The sequence below is a fragment of the Moorena sp. SIO3E8 genome (genome assembly GCF_010692445.1).
GTDB classification, from domain to species: Bacteria; Cyanobacteriota; Cyanobacteriia; order Cyanobacteriales; family Coleofasciculaceae; genus Moorena; species Moorena bouillonii.
Genome location: NZ_JAAHHM010000011.1, coordinates 34,104 through 50,779, shown reverse-complemented (window position 1 = coordinate 50,779; position 16,676 = coordinate 34,104). Strand labels below are relative to the sequence as shown.

19 protein-coding genes and 1 pseudogene are annotated in these 16,676 nt (G+C 44.0%); 8 read left to right on the top strand and 12 right to left on the bottom strand.

The features are described from left to right. Positions 1-99: 99 nt before the first annotated feature. The 3 genes and pseudogenes from F6K46_RS07175 to F6K46_RS07165 form a co-directional block, all read left to right on the top strand. A pseudogene (locus tag F6K46_RS07175) lies at positions 100-1,014 on the top strand (transposase); the annotation flags it as partial. 109 nt (positions 1,015-1,123) lie between these two features. Then, on the top strand, positions 1,124-1,543 hold the full coding sequence (locus F6K46_RS07170; protein WP_293025406.1) for a DUF29 family protein: 420 nt from the start codon (positions 1,124-1,126) through the stop codon (positions 1,541-1,543). 47 nt (positions 1,544-1,590) lie between these two features. Then, a complete protein-coding gene (locus F6K46_RS07165) occupies positions 1,591-1,782 on the top strand; it encodes a hypothetical protein (RefSeq protein ID WP_293025392.1) in 192 nt (63 codons plus the stop codon). Here F6K46_RS07165 and F6K46_RS07160 read toward each other — a convergent pair. Together F6K46_RS07160 and F6K46_RS07155 are read right to left on the bottom strand one after the other, a co-directional pair. Next, on the bottom strand, positions 1,701-3,320 hold the full coding sequence (locus F6K46_RS07160; protein WP_293052981.1) for an NAD(P)H-hydrate dehydratase: 1,620 nt from the start codon (positions 3,318-3,320) through the stop codon (positions 1,701-1,703). The two genes, F6K46_RS07165 and F6K46_RS07160, sit on opposite strands and share 82 nt — an antisense overlap. Before the next feature lie 216 nt (positions 3,321-3,536). Next, complete coding sequence (locus F6K46_RS07155) at positions 3,537-4,457, bottom strand: hypothetical protein (RefSeq protein WP_293052978.1); 921 nt, start codon at positions 4,455-4,457, stop codon at positions 3,537-3,539. Between the two features lie 69 nt (positions 4,458-4,526). On the opposite strand from F6K46_RS07155, the gene F6K46_RS07150 reads away from it, so the two are divergent. Continuing rightward, positions 4,527-5,789 carry an ABC transporter substrate-binding protein gene (locus F6K46_RS07150; protein WP_293052975.1) on the top strand — a complete coding sequence of 421 codons (1,263 nt, stop codon included), beginning with the start codon at positions 4,527-4,529 and terminating at the stop codon, positions 5,787-5,789. Positions 5,790-5,796: 7 nt separating this feature from the next. Here the strand turns inward: F6K46_RS07150 and F6K46_RS07145 are convergent, their stop codons facing one another. Beyond that, a complete protein-coding gene (locus F6K46_RS07145) occupies positions 5,797-5,988 on the bottom strand; it encodes a hypothetical protein (RefSeq protein WP_293116888.1) in 192 nt (63 codons plus the stop codon). Between the two features lie 61 nt (positions 5,989-6,049). On the opposite strand from F6K46_RS07145, the gene F6K46_RS07140 reads away from it, so the two are divergent. Beyond that, on the top strand, positions 6,050-6,337 hold the full coding sequence (locus F6K46_RS07140) for a four helix bundle protein (protein ID WP_293116885.1): 288 nt from the start codon (positions 6,050-6,052) through the stop codon (positions 6,335-6,337). 74 nt (positions 6,338-6,411) lie between these two features. Here the strand turns inward: F6K46_RS07140 and F6K46_RS07135 are convergent, their stop codons facing one another. Then, on the bottom strand, positions 6,412-7,296 hold the full coding sequence (locus tag F6K46_RS07135) for a fructosamine kinase family protein (RefSeq protein WP_293066676.1): 885 nt from the start codon (positions 7,294-7,296) through the stop codon (positions 6,412-6,414). Positions 7,297-7,511: 215 nt separating this feature from the next. Between F6K46_RS07135 and F6K46_RS07130 the strand changes: the two genes are divergently transcribed. Beyond that, positions 7,512-7,661 carry a hypothetical protein gene (locus F6K46_RS07130; protein ID WP_293066679.1) on the top strand — a complete coding sequence of 50 codons (150 nt, stop codon included), beginning with the start codon at positions 7,512-7,514 and terminating at the stop codon, positions 7,659-7,661. Here F6K46_RS07130 and F6K46_RS07125 read toward each other — a convergent pair. From F6K46_RS07125 to F6K46_RS07100, 6 genes are all read right to left on the bottom strand, one after another. After that, on the bottom strand, positions 7,598-8,902 hold the full coding sequence (locus tag F6K46_RS07125; protein WP_293066709.1) for a pitrilysin family protein: 1,305 nt from the start codon (positions 8,900-8,902) through the stop codon (positions 7,598-7,600). The genes F6K46_RS07130 and F6K46_RS07125 overlap by 64 nt on opposite strands. A 161-nt stretch (positions 8,903-9,063) precedes the next feature. Further along, complete coding sequence (locus F6K46_RS07120) at positions 9,064-10,545, bottom strand: hypothetical protein (RefSeq protein WP_293066682.1); 1,482 nt, start codon at positions 10,543-10,545, stop codon at positions 9,064-9,066. Positions 10,546-11,139: 594 nt separating this feature from the next. Continuing rightward, positions 11,140-11,739: a glutathione S-transferase N-terminal domain-containing protein gene (locus F6K46_RS07115; RefSeq protein WP_293066685.1), complete on the bottom strand. Its 600-nt coding sequence runs from the start codon at positions 11,737-11,739 to the stop codon at positions 11,140-11,142. Between the two features lie 146 nt (positions 11,740-11,885). Beyond that, positions 11,886-12,233: a thioredoxin gene (gene trxA, locus F6K46_RS07110; RefSeq protein WP_293066688.1), complete on the bottom strand. Its 348-nt coding sequence runs from the start codon at positions 12,231-12,233 to the stop codon at positions 11,886-11,888. Between the two features lie 179 nt (positions 12,234-12,412). Beyond that, positions 12,413-13,069 carry a peroxiredoxin-like family protein gene (locus F6K46_RS07105; RefSeq protein ID WP_293040741.1) on the bottom strand — a complete coding sequence of 219 codons (657 nt, stop codon included), beginning with the start codon at positions 13,067-13,069 and terminating at the stop codon, positions 12,413-12,415. Positions 13,070-13,173: 104 nt separating this feature from the next. Beyond that, entirely contained in the window at positions 13,174-13,755 is a 582-nt protein-coding gene (locus F6K46_RS07100) for a TetR/AcrR family transcriptional regulator (protein WP_293040744.1), read from the bottom strand. A 152-nt stretch (positions 13,756-13,907) separates the two neighbouring features. Between F6K46_RS07100 and F6K46_RS07095 the strand changes: the two genes are divergently transcribed. Both F6K46_RS07095 and F6K46_RS07090 read left to right on the top strand, forming a co-directional pair. After that, entirely contained in the window at positions 13,908-14,768 is an 861-nt protein-coding gene (locus tag F6K46_RS07095) for a M15 family metallopeptidase (RefSeq protein WP_293066691.1), read from the top strand. 226 nt (positions 14,769-14,994) lie between these two features. Then, on the top strand, positions 14,995-15,663 hold the full coding sequence (locus F6K46_RS07090; RefSeq protein WP_293066694.1) for an ATP-dependent Zn protease: 669 nt from the start codon (positions 14,995-14,997) through the stop codon (positions 15,661-15,663). Here the strand turns inward: F6K46_RS07090 and F6K46_RS07085 are convergent, their stop codons facing one another. After that, positions 15,664-15,786 carry a hypothetical protein gene (locus F6K46_RS07085; protein WP_293066697.1) on the bottom strand — a complete coding sequence of 41 codons (123 nt, stop codon included), beginning with the start codon at positions 15,784-15,786 and terminating at the stop codon, positions 15,664-15,666. It abuts the gene before it with no gap. After that, entirely contained in the window at positions 15,773-16,567 is a 795-nt protein-coding gene (locus tag F6K46_RS07080) for a class I SAM-dependent methyltransferase (RefSeq protein WP_366510847.1), read from the bottom strand. The genes F6K46_RS07085 and F6K46_RS07080 overlap by 14 nt, the downstream gene beginning before the upstream one ends. Positions 16,568-16,676 lie beyond the last annotated feature (109 nt).

Here is a 16,676-nt window from a genome sequence, read left to right as displayed (position 1 = left end):
TATCAGCAGGAATGACCTGTATAGCACCAGGTGAAAACCTGGTGGTTGATTAAACTAAGCCGGTGAGTCGCCCCACCGACTCGTCTTCAGAACCGGATCAAAAAATATCACCGCTACCGTACGTTTACTTACCCTCAAATGAAAGAAGGGTGCCTAGAAGGCAATCTGATCAGCCTCCCAAAAATAGGTAAGGTCAAGGTTGTACTACATCGCCCTATTCCTGATGGGTTCAAGATCAAGACGGCATCTATTACAAAAAAATGTGATGGCTACTATTTGGTTTTGTCCCTAGAAGACAAGACAGTTCCCGTTCGCGCAGCGTCGGCTTCGCCGAAAGTTAAGCCTGATATTAATCCTGACTCAATAGTTGGTATTGATGTTGGACTTAAAGAGTTCTTGACCACTTCCGAAGGGGAGACAATAGAAATCCCGCAATATTACCGAAAGTCCCAGAAAAGATTAAAGGTTATCCAAAAACGGGTATCCCGACGGAAGAAAGGTAGCAACAATAGGCTCAAGGCTATTAAGCAACTTGGGTTACAGCATAAAAAAGTTGCGGATAAACGGAAAGACTTCCACTTCAAAACTGCCAATTATTTGCTGTCAAAGTATGACGTAGTCGCTCACGAAAAGTTAAATGTTAAGGGACTGGCTAAATCCCGATTGGCTAAATCTGTGTTGGACGCCGGGTGGTCGTGCTTCCTGACAATCCTAACAAGTAAAGCCGAGAATGCTGGCTTGTTGGCGGTTCCAGTAAGCGCCCATAATACTTCACAAAATTGTTCCAATTGTGGGAAAAAGGTTCCTAAAAAGTTGCATGTCCGTTGGCACGATTGCCCCCATTGTGGATGCAGTTTGGATTCGCCGAAGGCGACGCTACGCGAACGCGATCATAATGCGGCCATCAATATAAGAAACAGAGCGGAAGGGCAGTCCGTTCTTAAAGCCCAGCGTCTCCTAAGCAATAGCCGGATTGGCTGGGAAGCCTACACTGACCTTTCAGGTTCAGTGTAGGAGCTGTCACTAACACATCACCCATTACTAATTTATCAGCGATTCAAAAAATTGATATCCCGATTCCCTACTCCGGATTCCCGATTCCCTACTCCCATTAACTTAGGACATGGAAGAATTAACCTTATTACGTCAACTCATTGAAGAAAGAAACTATCATAAAGCCTTAGAAATTGTTGATGAACTAGAAGAAATGTCAAGGGAGGATAAACTAAATAAAATTTATAGCTATGCAGTCATATTATTATTACATTTAATCAAACAAGAAGTAGAAAAACGCACTACCCGCTCTTGGGAATTTTCTATTTATAATGCCAGCAAAAATATTAAACGAGTGAACAAACGGCGAAAATCAGGGGGATATTATGCCAATCAAGAGGAATTATTAGAAATTTTAACCGATGCCTTTGAGACAGCCCTCAAAAAAGCAGCATTAGAAGCCTTAGAAGGCAGATATACAGATAGTGAACTCAAAGAAAAGATTGACGAAGATAAAATTAAAGAGAAAGCTCTAGGTTTAATTTGTTAACAAGAGGGAGTAGGGAGTAGGGAGCAGGGAGCAGGGAGTGTGGGGAGATGGGGAGATGGGGAGATGGGGAGATGGGGAGTCAGATTAGTTTTCCCTCTTGCCTCTTGCCTCTTGCCTCTTGCCTCTTGCCTGTTCCCTATTCCCTGTTCCCTATTCCCTACTCCCTATTCCCTCTCACCACTGTCATCAAAAACTCCGCCAAGGTTACCCCATCGACCCCCAACTCACTCCGCTCCTGAGCCGCTAAAATTCCTGCTTGGGCATGCCACCAGGCTGCCGTTGCCACTATTGCCTCCAAAGGATGCTCAGACAGAACTGGCTGAGCCAATAAGCCTCCCACTAATCCCGTGAGGACATCGCCACTCCCCCCTCGGGCTAGAGCTGGTGTACTTTCAGGAATCAGCCAAACCGAGCCCATAGGATTTGCGATCGCACTCCTGGCTCCTTTTAACAACACCACAGACCGACTCAGTTGGGATGCCTTCCGCACCGCCTTGACTCGATCCGGTAACAGTTCTGCGGAATCAGGAAATAAACGTCGGAACTCTCCAAGATGAGGCGTTAACACTGTCTGGCCTGGACGCTTCAACAAAGTGGGAATAGTGATCAGTTCCGCCAGGATATTTAAACTATCCGCATCCAAGACGATTGGGGATTGGGCAGCTAAAACCCCTTGCACTATATCCTTAGCATCCTTTGTTAAACCAGGACCACATGCGATCGCATTATAAGTCTGATTTGAAGCGTGATAGCTACCAGAGGGTTGGTGTAACTTCTCTAACACTAACTCAGGCAAAAATGCTATAGCACCCGCCGTCGTTTCTGGGCAACCAATTACCACTGCTTCTGGCAAGTGACTGACCACTAGCAATTTGATAGACTCCGGTACTGCCATGGAAAGCATCCCCACCCCACTAGCCCGAGCCCCTAATCCCGCCAAAATTGCTGCCCCTGAATACTGTTTGGAGCCACAAATCAGCAACAGATTGCCCTGTTGGTACTTATGAGTTACCTTAGGGCGAGGTAAAGGTAAAAAATGTTTCGCAACAGTTTTTGTCACTCTGAGCAAATCTGGTGGCTCACCTAAAATTGACCAAATATCCTTGAGGGGAATACCAAAATCAATTAACTCAGCTTCACCAATATAATCCAACCCTTGGTCTTGGAGAAACGCCAACTTCCACAACCCTAAGCACAATGTCCGGGTAGCCCGAACCGCGATGCCCAAAACTTCCCCAGTATCAGTATGTAATCCCGAAGGTAAATCAATACTCACCACCGGTTGTGACCATTGATTCAACAGCTCAACCGCCTCAGCGATACTACCAGAAAGCGATTGGCCGTAGGCCACGCTTCGCGATCGCGTCAGTCCAAATCCGAACAAACCATCAATAATCAGGTCACACTCATACAGTGGTTCAATCTCTTCATAAAAAGGAATCCCCAAGCTAACCGCATACTGAGCATGGTAGTTAGTCAATTCCTTCAGTTTAGAAAAAGGAAGGTAAATGTGGATCTCATACCCCTGTAAATAAAGTTCACGAGCAACAACTAACCCATCGCCCCCATTATGACCAGGACCAACTAACACACCCACTCGCCTATTCTCAGCCCAGGGATAAAGGGTTTGAATAGAGCCAGTAATCAATCCTGCCACCTTTTCCATCAAAGCTGCTACAGGCATCCCCGCCTCAAAGATGCGCCCTTCAATCTCACGCATCTGCTCAGCAGTTACCACCACTTGTTCAATTATTTCTCGCCGATTGTCAGACTGCATCAATTGTTAATTGGGTAATGTATAATTTAGAATTTAGAATTTAGAATTATTGAATGTAGAATGTATAATTTATAATTTATAATTTATAATTCTGCCTTTTGCCTTTTGCCTTTTGCCTTTTGCCTTTTGCCTTTTGCCTTTTGCCTTTTGCCTTTTGCCTTCTTCATTCTTAATTCTTAATTCTTAATTCTTAATTCTTAATTCTTAATTCTGCCCCTACCGACTAAAATACACCCGTGCATCCCAACCAGCAGAGCGCAAACGATTACTCCAACGTTCTGCCTCCCCCCGCTTTTTAAACGGACCAACAGCAACATGTTTACCTCTGGGGGCATCTCGTTGGATCACTAAATCCTGGGCAATCCCAATTTTAACCAATTCCGTTACCATCTCTGGTAACCTCTGAGCATTTCCAGGAATAGCCACAAAATAGCTCCTACCCCTGGATTCTCTTGAATCCTCTGGATTAGAACCAGAACTCACAGCACCACGATTCGCCAAATCTAATCCTGTTTCTGGATACACCAAACGGGAGCCATAGGTGATCGAGCCATCGGATGAAAAAGTTGGTATGTTCCTCAGATTTGTGGCACCACCATCATCCAATGCTTGTGGTTCAATGGTTGTGATTCGGCCTAGAATTCCCAAAGCTTCCAAAGCCCGAAGACGGGACTGAGCATTGTAGCGATCCATAAATGTCCCCGCTTGAATCACCCCCTCTCCCTCGCGCACAAACGCTTGTGGTTCAATGTCTTGTACTTGGGATAACAACCAATAACTATCACCCACCACATCAACTCGATAGAGATTAGCGATGGGTCTTGATGGATTAGTTATTGATGGATTAGTTATTGATGGATTAGTGTCGTTAACGTTTAACTCAGGTGGATTAAGTCTATTCCTTGACCGGTTGGGTGAGGCGGTCGGCAAAAATAAAGGGGGAGTGTTAACCGATGGTAGAGAAGATGGCGTCATAGTTGGTAGAGGCTCCCCAAAAAATCTCGGTTCTGGTGACGTTTGGGCACTAGCTGGGGTAAGAGCCACCATCAATGTTTGCCCAGTCAGTAGTAACAGTAGCCAACCACTTACCTTAATCAGTGTTTGAGGATTTCTAAATTGGTCAGACACTCTGATCATAATCGGTCTTGCTCTCTAGTAAGATGAATAGGCTATATCAATTTCAATGTACCCGTCAACCCTCAACAAATGAATAAAATCCTGTCAAAATGGGTAATCTTACCGCTGATAATTCTCTGCATTATAGCCTGTCAAAGCAGTAACCTAGATGGAGTAACCACCGTCACTCTCGGTGGTTGGCAAAGCAGCCCTACTGAAAAACAATTACTAGAGCAAGTACTAAAAGAATTTGAAGCTAAACATCCCAAGGTAAAGGTTAAGCTTGAAGTCATCACTGGTCAATACATGGATGTGATCAAAACCCGATTAATTGGTGATGCAGCTCCAGATATCTTTTATTTAGATGCCTATGAAGCCCCATTACTAATGAGTCATGATGTTTTGGAGCCTTTGGATGACTACATTAAGCGCACTGATAATTTTGATGTAGGTGACTTTGAACCCTCTCTGTTTAAAGCATTCCAATATAATGGAATCATCTACGGATTGCCTAAAGATTTTTCCACCCTTGCCCTTTTTTACAATAAGCAATTATTCAAACAAGCTAATTTAACTCAACCACCCCAAACTTGGCAAGAATTACGGGATTATTCCCAAAAACTAACCATTGACAATAATCGCGATGGTAGGAATGAGCGCTATGGTTTAGGAATTAATCAGGAACTGGCTCGTCTCTATTTTTTAATTAAAGCCTTTGGCGGTAAGTTAGTTGACAAAAACGGCTACGCTACCTTTGCCACTCCTAAAACTTTTAAAAGTCTTCAAACTGTCATTGACCTATACCGAAACTACCAGTCTGCTGCCTTACCCTCAGACATTGGCGCTAGTTCTGGTAGCGAAATGTTTGGTCAGGGTAAAACCGCAATGGTAATTGAAGGTAGCTGGGCTATTCCTTATCTCAAAGACACATTTCCTAAAATTAAATTCGCCACCGCTGAAGTTCCCTCCTTAGGTAGTAAAAAAGGAACAATGGCTTATACCGTTGCTTATGTTATGAATAAACAAGCTCAACATAAAGAAGCAGCTTGGGAACTCATTTCCTATCTTACCGGCAAAGAAGGAATGAAAGCTTGGGGAAAAGCGGGACTAGTACTACCTTCTCGGGTATCTGTGTTATCGGAACTAGGCTATAAAAACAATCCCCTCTATGCTCCTTTTATTAAAGGAGCCGCCTATGCAACCATTTGGCAGGCTGGGGAAACCTTGCCAACCATTCAAACCCATTTCGATAATCAATTTCTGAGTACCTTACTGGGTGAGCAATCCTTAGAAAGTGCTATGAAGAAAGCCCAAGAAGCAGCTAATGAAGAGATTCGATCAGGTGATTATTAACTAAGTTTTAGGGAGTCGGGAGTCGGGAGTCGGGAGTCGGGAGTCGGGAGTCGGGAGTCGAGAGTCGGGAGTCGGGAGTCGGGAGTCGGGAGCCGGGAGTCGGGAGTCGGGAGTCAGGAGTGTCGGAAGACAGAACTGATTGGGGCAGCAGTTCCAGAGCTTCAAAGCTATTTGGGATAGCTGGCGGTTTGATTTCCATGGTTCTACACTACTACTCATCCTTCCCTTTTTGTCAACCCCATCACCTGAATGCTTACTTTTTGACTAAACTCTTTCCTAAAGACGAGTTATATGGTATGGTGCAACAAATAAGAAGAGCTGCAGCATCTATTCCAGCTAATATAGCAGAGGGGTACGGAAGACGATCAACACCTGAATATATCAGATTTTTGAACATTGCCCAAGGATCAATTAACGAATTACAAACACATATTCTTTTATCTCAAAGAGTAGGATTATCTAATCAAAAAGATCTAGACTTGATTAGTTCTTTGCTTCGAGAAGAGAGTCGAATGATTATTGCTCTTATTAAAAAGCTGGAAACCTGATTTCTGTTCTCTATTTCCTATTCCCTATCCCCTGTTCCCTGTTCCCCGTTCCCTGTTCCCTATTCCAAGCTGAATTAATCTCTCAAAATCTGATCAATCATCCGGTTAGCTTGGGATTCATAACCACTACCAAACAGATTAAAATGATTGAGGATGTGGTAAAGGTTATAGAGGTTTTTCCGCCGTTTGTAACCTTGCTCTAAGGGCCACACCTCGTTATAGCCTCGATAAAATGCTGCTGGGAAACCACCAAACAATTCCGTCATGGCAATATCAACTTCGCGATCGCCTACATAAGTAGCTGGGTCAAAAATTACTGGTTCTCCCGCCATGGTAATAGCTGCATTACCACCCCATAAATCACCATGTACTAAGGAAGGTTGAGGCTGATGATCCAGTAATTTAGGAACTTCTGCCAGTAATTGGTCTTGTTTCGGGAAATGACCACTGCGACGCCGTGCTAGCTGAAACTGATAACCCAGGCGATACTCCACAAAAAACTCTACCCAATCCGACATCCATTGATTAACTTGTGGTGTCGAACCAATCGTATTATTTTGATTCCAACCAAACTTACCCATCTCGCTTGGAGGTTGGGGAGTAGCAGCCTGATGCATGGCTGCTAACTGATGTCCCATTTTTACCCAAGACTCGGTACTGTTACCGCCACCAAGGTCTAGCCACTCCAAGACAATATAAGAACAATCCACGGCAGTGCCATAGCAAATTGGTTTCGGGATTCGGATGGTTTGGGTTGCCACCATCTGCTTGAGACCGAGGGCTTCGGCCTCAAACATATAGACTTGAGAAGCAGAATTGAGTTTAACAAAATACTTATTAGTCTTACCGACCAGAGCATAACCCTGATTAATACAGCCACCACCAACAGATTGGCGCTGGTTAATCTCAAAGGTTTCACCGGTGACTTGGCTGATCTGGTCAGCAATTTCTTTCCACATAGAGGGAGTAGGGAGTAGGGAGTAGGGAGCAGGGAGCAGGGAGCAGGGAACAGGGAACTGGGAAAAAATCCTGTCTACCTCATAAGTATGGTAAACGATATATAGATAATTTTAAATCCAGCAACAATTGAGCAAAAAAGCAATGTTTTGACCGTTGACGGTTGACTGTAAAAGCAACTCAAAACCAAATCACCACCATAGCGTTTATCATAGCTATGAGGTACACAGAATTTTTTCCCGACTCCCGATTCCCTACTCCCGATTCCCGACTCCCGATTCCCGATTCCCGATTCCCGATTCCCTACTCCCTGTTCCCTGTTCCCTGTTCCCCGTTCCCTGTTCCCTTTGCGATCACAATACCATAAGCATGGGGAGACAGATACTGCTGTGCAGCCTTTTGGATATCAACAGCAGTAACTGATTTAATATGACTAGGGTAATTCAGTGCTGGTTCTAAATCCCCTAGTTGGGAGTAATAGTAACCATATAAACTGGTGCGAGCGCTTGGTTTCTCATTACTAAAGATAAACTGATTGGCGACTTTGGTCCGAATCCGAGCAATCTCTGAGTCTGATACCAATTCTGTCTGACAGCGATGGATATGGTTTGCGATCGCATTCTCCACCTCTGCCAAATTCTCAGCTGGGAGTTTAGCAGAAATGTAAAACACCCCTTGCAGCCGCTGAGTGATATTACTAACCCCAATTTGAGTAACCAGTTGCCGTTCTTCTCGCAAATCCCTAAACAACCTGGACATACGACCTCGTCCTAAAATTCCTGCCAGCACATCCAAAGCATAGGTTTCCTTCAACTCAGGTATACCAGGCACCCGCCACACCATCACCAGCCGCGCTTGTTGTAAAGACTCATCCACATACTCCCGACGGACAATCTTCTCGAAAGCTGGTTCAGGGGGAAGGTTTGTTCTATGTTCTATTGCCCTTGGCTGTGCTTGACTAAATCCATTGCTGACAATTTCAATTAATTCCGTTACTGGCAAATTCCCCACCACTGCGGCAGTCATAGACCCTGGTTGATACCACCTACCGTGAAAGTCACGCATCTGCTGAGGCTGGAGTTGTTCAATCACCGAGGCAGGTCCAAGCACAGGACGTCGATAGGGTAACTGGTCAAAGGTAGTTTCCATTGCCCATCTATGGGTGCGGCGGCGGGGATTATCCTGGGAACGGCGAATTTCTTCCAAAACTACCATGCGCTCCTTTTCAAAGCCATGATCAGGAATACTAGGATTGAGTACCACCTCTAGCTGTAATGGTGCCAGCTGGGCAAAATCTTTAGGAGCTGTAGTGATGTAATAGTGAGTGTAATCCTGACTTGTAGCCGCATTGGTTACCGCACCCCGTTGCTCAATCAGCCGCTCAAACTCACCACTTTGCAATTTTGGTGTGCCCTTAAACACCATATGCTCCAGAAAATGAGCCATACCATTAATCTGATCTGATTCCACTGCTGAACCCACATTAATCCAAACATTCAGATTGACAGCGTCAACAGGCATCTGCTCCGCCACAATGGTTAACCCATTCGGTAGCTTCTCAACAGTCGGAGCATTCAGGGAGGGAGTATTGAGCAAACTGGAAGTCATTAAATTAATCACTGATTGACCACTATTTATTAATAGTAATCTTTCCGTTTGATATAGGGTTTTTGATATAGCAAAGGGAATCGGGAATCGGGCATCGGGAATCGGGAATCGGGATTAGCCACGATAACACCACACTTCCCATCTCCATTAAAATCATTCCATTATTCAGCAACGCCGCCAGTAATAGAGTATTGTCCTAAGCTGCCGTAATCACTATATCCGGTAACTAAGTTTCCTTGGCCAGTACCATCAATGCTTAGATAATACTGTCCTGGATAGAGGTTAAGATTAAAGCTAGCGGACAGAGAACCGATGGGATTAGAAGAGCTAATCAGTTGACCGGAAGCATTATATAGCCTAGCCAGAATGTCTAAATTAGGTCCTCGCTCAAAAGGCTGAATATCTAGGGCTATGTTGCCCGTTGTTGAATTGAACGTGAACCAGTCAATGTCGTTATTCTGTTCAATAATGCCATAAGTTTCCACCTGACCATCATTGATCGATAGCGCTGCTGCACTGGTTAGCTGGTTACTATAATCGTCCAGGCGATAGCCAAAACCATTTTGCCCAGTGATGATGTCTAGGTCATCTTCTTGGTTGCTGGCACCGATATACTCACCCTTGCTCCATTGAGTTAGATTTCTATCGTTGCCCTCTCCCATAATAGGAGCCCACCCTGTTTCGACACTGCCATTGCCATGACCATTGTAGTACTCGTTGGTTAAATTACCGTCATGTGTAAGACCCAAGGTATGAGCTACCTCATGGCTAATAGTTTCAGCCACCGCTTTCTCACTGCCTCCAGCGCGATTCTCTGAAAAAACAAAGGTGGGGGTATCACTGTTCCAGTTGAATGAATTAATATAACCCACACCACCGGTACCTTCTTGAAACCAGGAACCATCTCCCCCAATCACAACGCGAATGCCCCATTGGGAATCACTATTACTAGTTTTTTTGAGTTGGTCATCGGACGGTTGGGCAGTAGTCACATTGACATTAAAGGGACTAAAGTCTTCGGCCACCCGTTGCCAAATGCGCCAAATGGTCTCTGTCTCAGCAGTGGAGAAATTTGAAGTATTCCCATCCGTGTCATAGGCAGGGGTCACAATGGAATTCCCGAAGTTCTGGTTCCATGGGGTATTTGTGGTAGTATGACCATCAAAGTCAAGGTAAATAACGTGGTCTGCGTCTGGATTGCTGTTGAGGGAAAAGACTTGGTTCGGGCTCAAGGGCTGATAGGTATTTGGTTTAGTAGTTGCAGTAATTCCAGTAGTGGTAGTACTTTCAGGTAACTCTAAATCATCGGAAACAATGCCATTGCTACCAGAAGCGTAGGGTCTGACCTGGGCAAAGTAAGTCCCACTGCTAGCACTGTAGTTGATCACATCGTTAGCATTGCTACCCTGTAAAAAGCTAGCCACCTTTTGCTTGCCAAAGTCCAAGATGCCATTATTCTTAGTGTTCCGGTAGAGTCTGAAGTTAGCATTATCACCAGCACTAATATTGTATAGATTGAGTTTAATTTGACCGTTGTTTGAGACCCTAAACTTAAACACATCAGTGCGGTCTAAGAGCCTAAACTCCCCATTGCGGCTGATGAAATTCCTGGTGAAAGTGCCTAAATCCGCGAAAGTAACCATGATTCACTCCTGACTTTTTTTCTCTGTGAAAAGAAATATCAATTAGCCTAAAAACTTGATTTTTTTGAGCTTTACTACATCTACAGCGTAATAAAAAACACCTAAGTTTTGTAATATTTGTAAGCAAAGTTTATCAGCTCTTAATTTTAAACGAAATTCGCTTAATTATCACAGTTCTCAGAGCTGATTGGTAAACGAAGCTATAACCATGGCGCTGCAAGGCTTTCAAGAATTCGGCCTCGGTTTAGCCCTGTTCCCTGAAATCCATATCTGTCAAGGGATTTGAGCTCTTTATAGTTACTTTATAAAGTAGCTCTTATCATCCCCTATTTCAAAGAGTTTTAACTCAGAATTATTACTTTTAAATTGTTCAATCAAAGTAGATCCTTGAGTTTCAGTAAGTTCATGTAGGGTGGGCAGTGCACCAGACAGATCAGATCAGCTGTTAATAGGCTTGATAGGCACTGCCCACCTAGGATTAATAACGTTGAAGGTTGAACGCGAACGCGTGGCCGAAAGGCCAAGGTTGAACTTTCAACTTTTAACTTTCAACTTTCAACTTTCAACTTTCAACTTTCAACTTTCAACAAACCTTTAAACTGCCATGCCCCTTTCCACAGCGGGTCGCTGCTGCATTGTCTCGACCCAAAGTTTGAGGTGGGGATGGTTATCTAGGGTGACTCCCAAATACTCATAGGCAGCTACCCAAGGATAGGTAGCTATGTCGGCAATGGAGTAATCTCCAACAATGAATTCCTGTTTTGCTAATTGCTGATCTAAGACACCAAACAGACGTAGGGTTTCTTTTTCATAGCGATCAATAGCATAGGGAATCTGTTCTGGGGCAAAGCGTCGGAAGTGACTCAGTTGACCAAACATTGGTCCAACGCTTGCCATCTGGAACATCAACCATTCAATCACTTGTATTCTTGCTGCTGTATCCGTTGGCAACAACTTGCCTGTCTTTTCTGCTAAATAAATTAGGATTGCTCCTGACTCGAAAACTTTTATACCAGTATCCTGGTCAAGGATAGCAGGAATTTTACTATTGGGATTGATTGCTACATATTCGGGAGTAAACTGTTCTCCCTTTGCTATGTTAATTGTGTGAACGGTGTAGGGAAGTCCTAATTCTTCGAGCATGATAGCAGGTTTACGTCCGTTAGGCGTGGAAAAGGTATATAGGTCAATCATGATTATTTTATATCAATTTATCCCTGAAGTTATCTAAGTGCTTGCCACAAATTTTGACTCCCTAAAGGTAATGGCTAATGGACAATTAGCTATTACCTTTAAACTATTAACCATTACCCATTATCCGATAATCCTATGTTACCTCCTTAAACAGAAATGAGATTAGTTAGGGCATTAATTTTGTCAACCAGAGTCGCTTTACGCACAAGACCTTCCAACCGCTCAACTACTTTACCTTGGTTGAAGAACAATAGGGAAGGAATTGCTTCAATGTGATAGTTGCTGGCTAGTTGTTCGTAGTCATCAACATTTAATTTGCCTACTTTGACAACTCCATCAAATTCTGTGGCTAATTCAGTGACGATTGGATTCATTACCCGACAAGGACCACACCATGGTGCCCAAAAATCTACTATGACTGGAATGGAGCTGTTGAGGACTTCGGTTTCAAAGTTATCGTCATTTAGGGTTATATATTTTGCTGTTTCTGACATAGTTCAATTTCTCCTAAACTAGGAATGATTGTTGACTGTTGACTGAAATATTGATGAATTCAGCATTATTGATTTGCTGTATGAAGACAGGCTGGCACTAAGTAGTTTGATATCAAGAATTGCTGCTGTGTCGTAAGCATTCAGCCGTCAGCTAATGCTTACGATTTTTATTGAGCTACTTATACGGCTACAGCCAGGGTTTGTAATGCGCTGACAATCTCTTCTGGGTCAAGTCGCTTGGTGTAATCTAGATCAACGAAGGCATGGGTGATGGTTCCATCGGAATTAATCACATAGGTGGCGGCAATGGGTAATTCAAAGGTTTCATCGCCGTTGTGGGCAGGTAAATCAATGCCAAAGCTTTGATAAACTGGTCGGAGTTCTTCTGGTACGGTGAAGACTAGACCAAACTCTTTGGCAATCTTATTCCCAACATCGCTTAGTACTTCAAAGGTTAGGTGGTTTTTCTCTGTAGTGGATAGGGAATTATCGGGAGTTTGAGGGGAAATAGCGACTAGGGTTGCACCTAATTTCTGAATTTCTGGTAAGAATTGCTGCAATGCTCGTAATTCTAGGTTGCAGTAAGGACACCACTGACCCCGGTAGAAGGAAATGACTACGGCTCCGGTGGCTAGTAGGTCTTGCAATTCTACAGGTTTACCGACGGCATTAGGCAGGGTAAAGTTAGGGACTTTGTCGCCAACATTGAGGCTATTGTCTACAATGCCAGAATTAGCGAGGTCTTCCCCTGCTTTTGCCATGATGGCTTTGGCTTCTTCTGGTTGCTTAGCGCGAAGCTGGGTATTTAGGTTAATCAAGTCTTGGGTTAAGGTCATGATTTCCTCCTGGTTAGATGATATTTGAACAATCGTTCCAATTAAGAGCAAAAAAATTTACTCTGTCAATTTACTCTCTCAATTTACTCTGTCAATTTACTCTCTCAATCGAGAACGGAAAGTATGACCTTGACAATAGCTCTTAGGGTTTCTGGGTCTGGGTTGACTTTGGAGATAACCCGCAACCCTTGTATACTACTGGTGAAATATTGGGCTAATGCCTGAAGGTCATGGTTGGTTGTGATTTCCCCTTGCTCCCTTGCTGTGGATAAGGCTTTTTTAAAAGCGTTATCCACTGAGCGCAAATTAGCAGTAATCCGGGATTTAGTCTGTGGATCGTGGGGACACAGTTCAACAGCGGTGTTGGTGAGCAAGCAGCCTCGATGGTCTTTATCGTCTACAGCCCCTTCGATGAGGTTGTAGAAAAAGTCGATAATGGCTTGCTTTGAGGCTGTGGGGGCTTCTAGGGATGCGATCGCATTTTTTACACAGGTATCGTTGTAATGAGCGATCGCAGCGAGGAATAGGGAACGTTTGTCACCAAAGGTGTCGTATAGACTGCCTCGGTTAATCCCCATGGTTTTGACCAAGTCCTGCATTGAGGTTCCTTCATAGCCATAAAGCCAAAAGGTTTCCATGGCTTTTTCTAGGACATCTTCTGGGTCAAAGGTTTTGTGCCTTGCCATTACCGTTGCTGAACTCGTATCTTTACGATAACAATTCTGGAACGATTGGTCAAGTAATCCAGTTGATCCGCTGACACTGCTGGGATTTTCAGTAACTATAAGTATGTAATAAATAAATGTAATAATTTGGATGTCAGTGCAGGAGTGGACTATTGAATAACGCAGGTCTCCCGGGCGAACCAGCAAACCTTTCTGAGGTAACAGAGGTACCAGTAGATGATATTCCCGAGGCAGTAAGGGATAGACAGGATATTAAACCCCGGTCTCGTTGGCAGGTTACCTTACTCATTATTGGACTATTAGCAATAGGAGGAATCGCCTTTAGCCTGATTCCAATGGAACCAACTCCTGAAGCTCAGTCCAAGTCTGGTGAAGCAACATCGACTCAAAGTGAGACAGAAGCTAGTTCACAGAATCCACAAGCTAGTCTAAACACTAGGGGGAATGATGGTAATAACATTCTGGGACACTTACCCTACTCTGAAGTCCTAAGCTCACAACTGCAACCAATTACCCGTGATGGCCGGATCAAACTGGAGGCTGCAGCAGCTCGGAAATACAAAGCAATGGCAGCAGCAGCAAGAAGACAGGGGATAATCCTAGTGCCAATTTCCGGTTTCCGTTCTGTGGAACAGCAAAAGTACCTGTTTTTTCAAGTAAAGGAACAGCGAGGACAGGTGGCTAGTAAACGGGCTGAAGTAAGTGCTCCTCCTGGCTACAGTGAGCATCACACTGGTTATGCGATCGATATTGGGGATGGCATGACACCAGCTACTAACCTTAATCCTGAGTTTGAGAATACGGCAGCCTTTAAGTGGTTGGAAAAGAATGCGGCTTTCTACAGCTTTGAGTTGTCTTTTCCTAGAGACAATCCCCAAGGAATTAGTTATGAGCCTTGGCACTGGAGGTTTGTGGGAGATACCAAGAGCTTGGAAACGTTCTACAAAGGTAAGAAACCTACTCCTGCTCCTTCTCCTCCATCGGATACACCAAACTTTGAGGATGAAGTATGAAGGTTAGCTGGTTGAACGCGATGGCGTGGCCTTTTGGCCAAGGTTAGCTGGTTGAAGGTTAGCTGGTTGAAGGTTAGCTGGTTGAACGCGATGGCGTGGCCTTTTGGCCAAGGTTAGCTGGTTGAAAGGCTTGGATACTTGGATGGATCGACAGTAAAAATGGCAATTAATAATTAACAATTAACCAAGTATAATTAATAACTAACTAACAAGTAACCAAGAACAAATGCAACAAATTGCGCTGAATTTAATTGCTATTGGTGTTTTTGGCATGACCCTTTCGGTTTTGCTAGGACCACTGTTGAATATTTCTCCGGCAATCCCTGCGGTAACTACTTTTGGTGTCTTGAGTCTTGTTACCTTAGATGGCTTCAGTTTCAAAGGGAAAGGGTTAACGCTGCTGTTAGATGTATTGGCGAGTACCAATCCTGAACATCGCGGACGTATAATTCGCCATGAAGCGGGTCATTTTCTGGTGGCTTACTTACTTGGTATTCCAATCACTGGTTACACCTTAAGTGCTTGGGAAGCTTTGAAGCAGGGACAACTGGGTAATGGTGGTGTGACCTTTGATACTGAAGCATTATCTGCTAAGGCTTCTAGTCTTCGGGAAATGCGATTAACCTTAGATCGATTTTGCACAGTTTGGATGGCAGGCATTGCTGCGGAAACTATAGTCTATGAGAATGTTGAGGGCGGAGCAGAAGACTGCGAAAAACTCCGAGAGGCTTTGGAAGGGTTAGGTTTTTCTGCTAGTGAGTACTCAGTTAAAGCACGATGGGCTGAGCGTCAGGCGACTAATATGATTAGTGAACACTGGGAATCTTATGAAGCACTGGTGGCTGCTATGGAAAAACGGGCATCTGTGGCAGAGTGCTGTGAGGTGATTCAGTAACTATAGCGCTTTGGTTAGGGAGTAGGGAGCAGGGAGTAGGGAGTAGGGAAAGAGTGGGAGTTTTGGAATGTATTGGAGGTGTGGGAGGTGTCGAGAGAGATAATACTTATTAATGTTTACCAAAGATACTTAGCACAACGGGTCCGAGGAGATGGTGATGTCCTAAGCATGACAAACCAGCTACCTCGCCAAATTCTTCCCGTTGCTGTCGGCTATAGAAACGAATCTGGTTAGGAGAAATTGGTAAAGACTTTTTTCGCTTTCTAACAGTATAGTCTACTAGGTAATAATGTCCTTTGGGTTCCAAGACCCGGCTAACTTCTGAAAAAACTTGTTGAGGATTGAGGTAGTGTAAAAAGCTGATGGTATTAAATACTGCTTCAAATTCCCTGTCAGCAAAGGGGAGAGATTCAGCATTGCCTTTTCTATAGATTATGCGCTGCCGATGCTGGTTTTTTTGTCGGGCTTGAGCGAGCATTTTAGTAGATAAATCTACCCCAGTGCCTCGAAGATTGGGAAACTCTTGAGCAAGACGATTCAGTAAACGACCTGTACCACAGCCAAGGTCTAATACATTGGGCTGATCTGTGAGTTCTACAAACTCTAACAGTCGTTTATGGAGTGCCTGATAAAATACTGTGGTGAACAGGATGTCGTAGTTTGGTGCCCACAGATCAAAGAACTTTTCTTTTGTGCTAAAAAAATTACTAGTCATTATCAAGGTTGAAGGGTTGAAGGTTGAAGGGTTGAAGTTTGAAGGGTTGAAGGTTGTTTGGGTGAAGGTTGTTTGGGTGAAGGTTGAAAGTTGAAGGTTGACGGGTTGAAGGTTGAAAGTTGAAGGTTGAAGGGTTGAAGGTTGAAGGGTTGAAGGTTGAAGGGTTGAAGGTTGAAGGGTTGAAGGCAATTGATTCTTATAGTGGTTTTGATATTAATCAGGTACAGAGGATTTTTTACCTGTTCTCTGTTGCCTGTTGCCTGTTGCCTGTTGCCTGTTGCCTGTTGCCTGTTGCCTG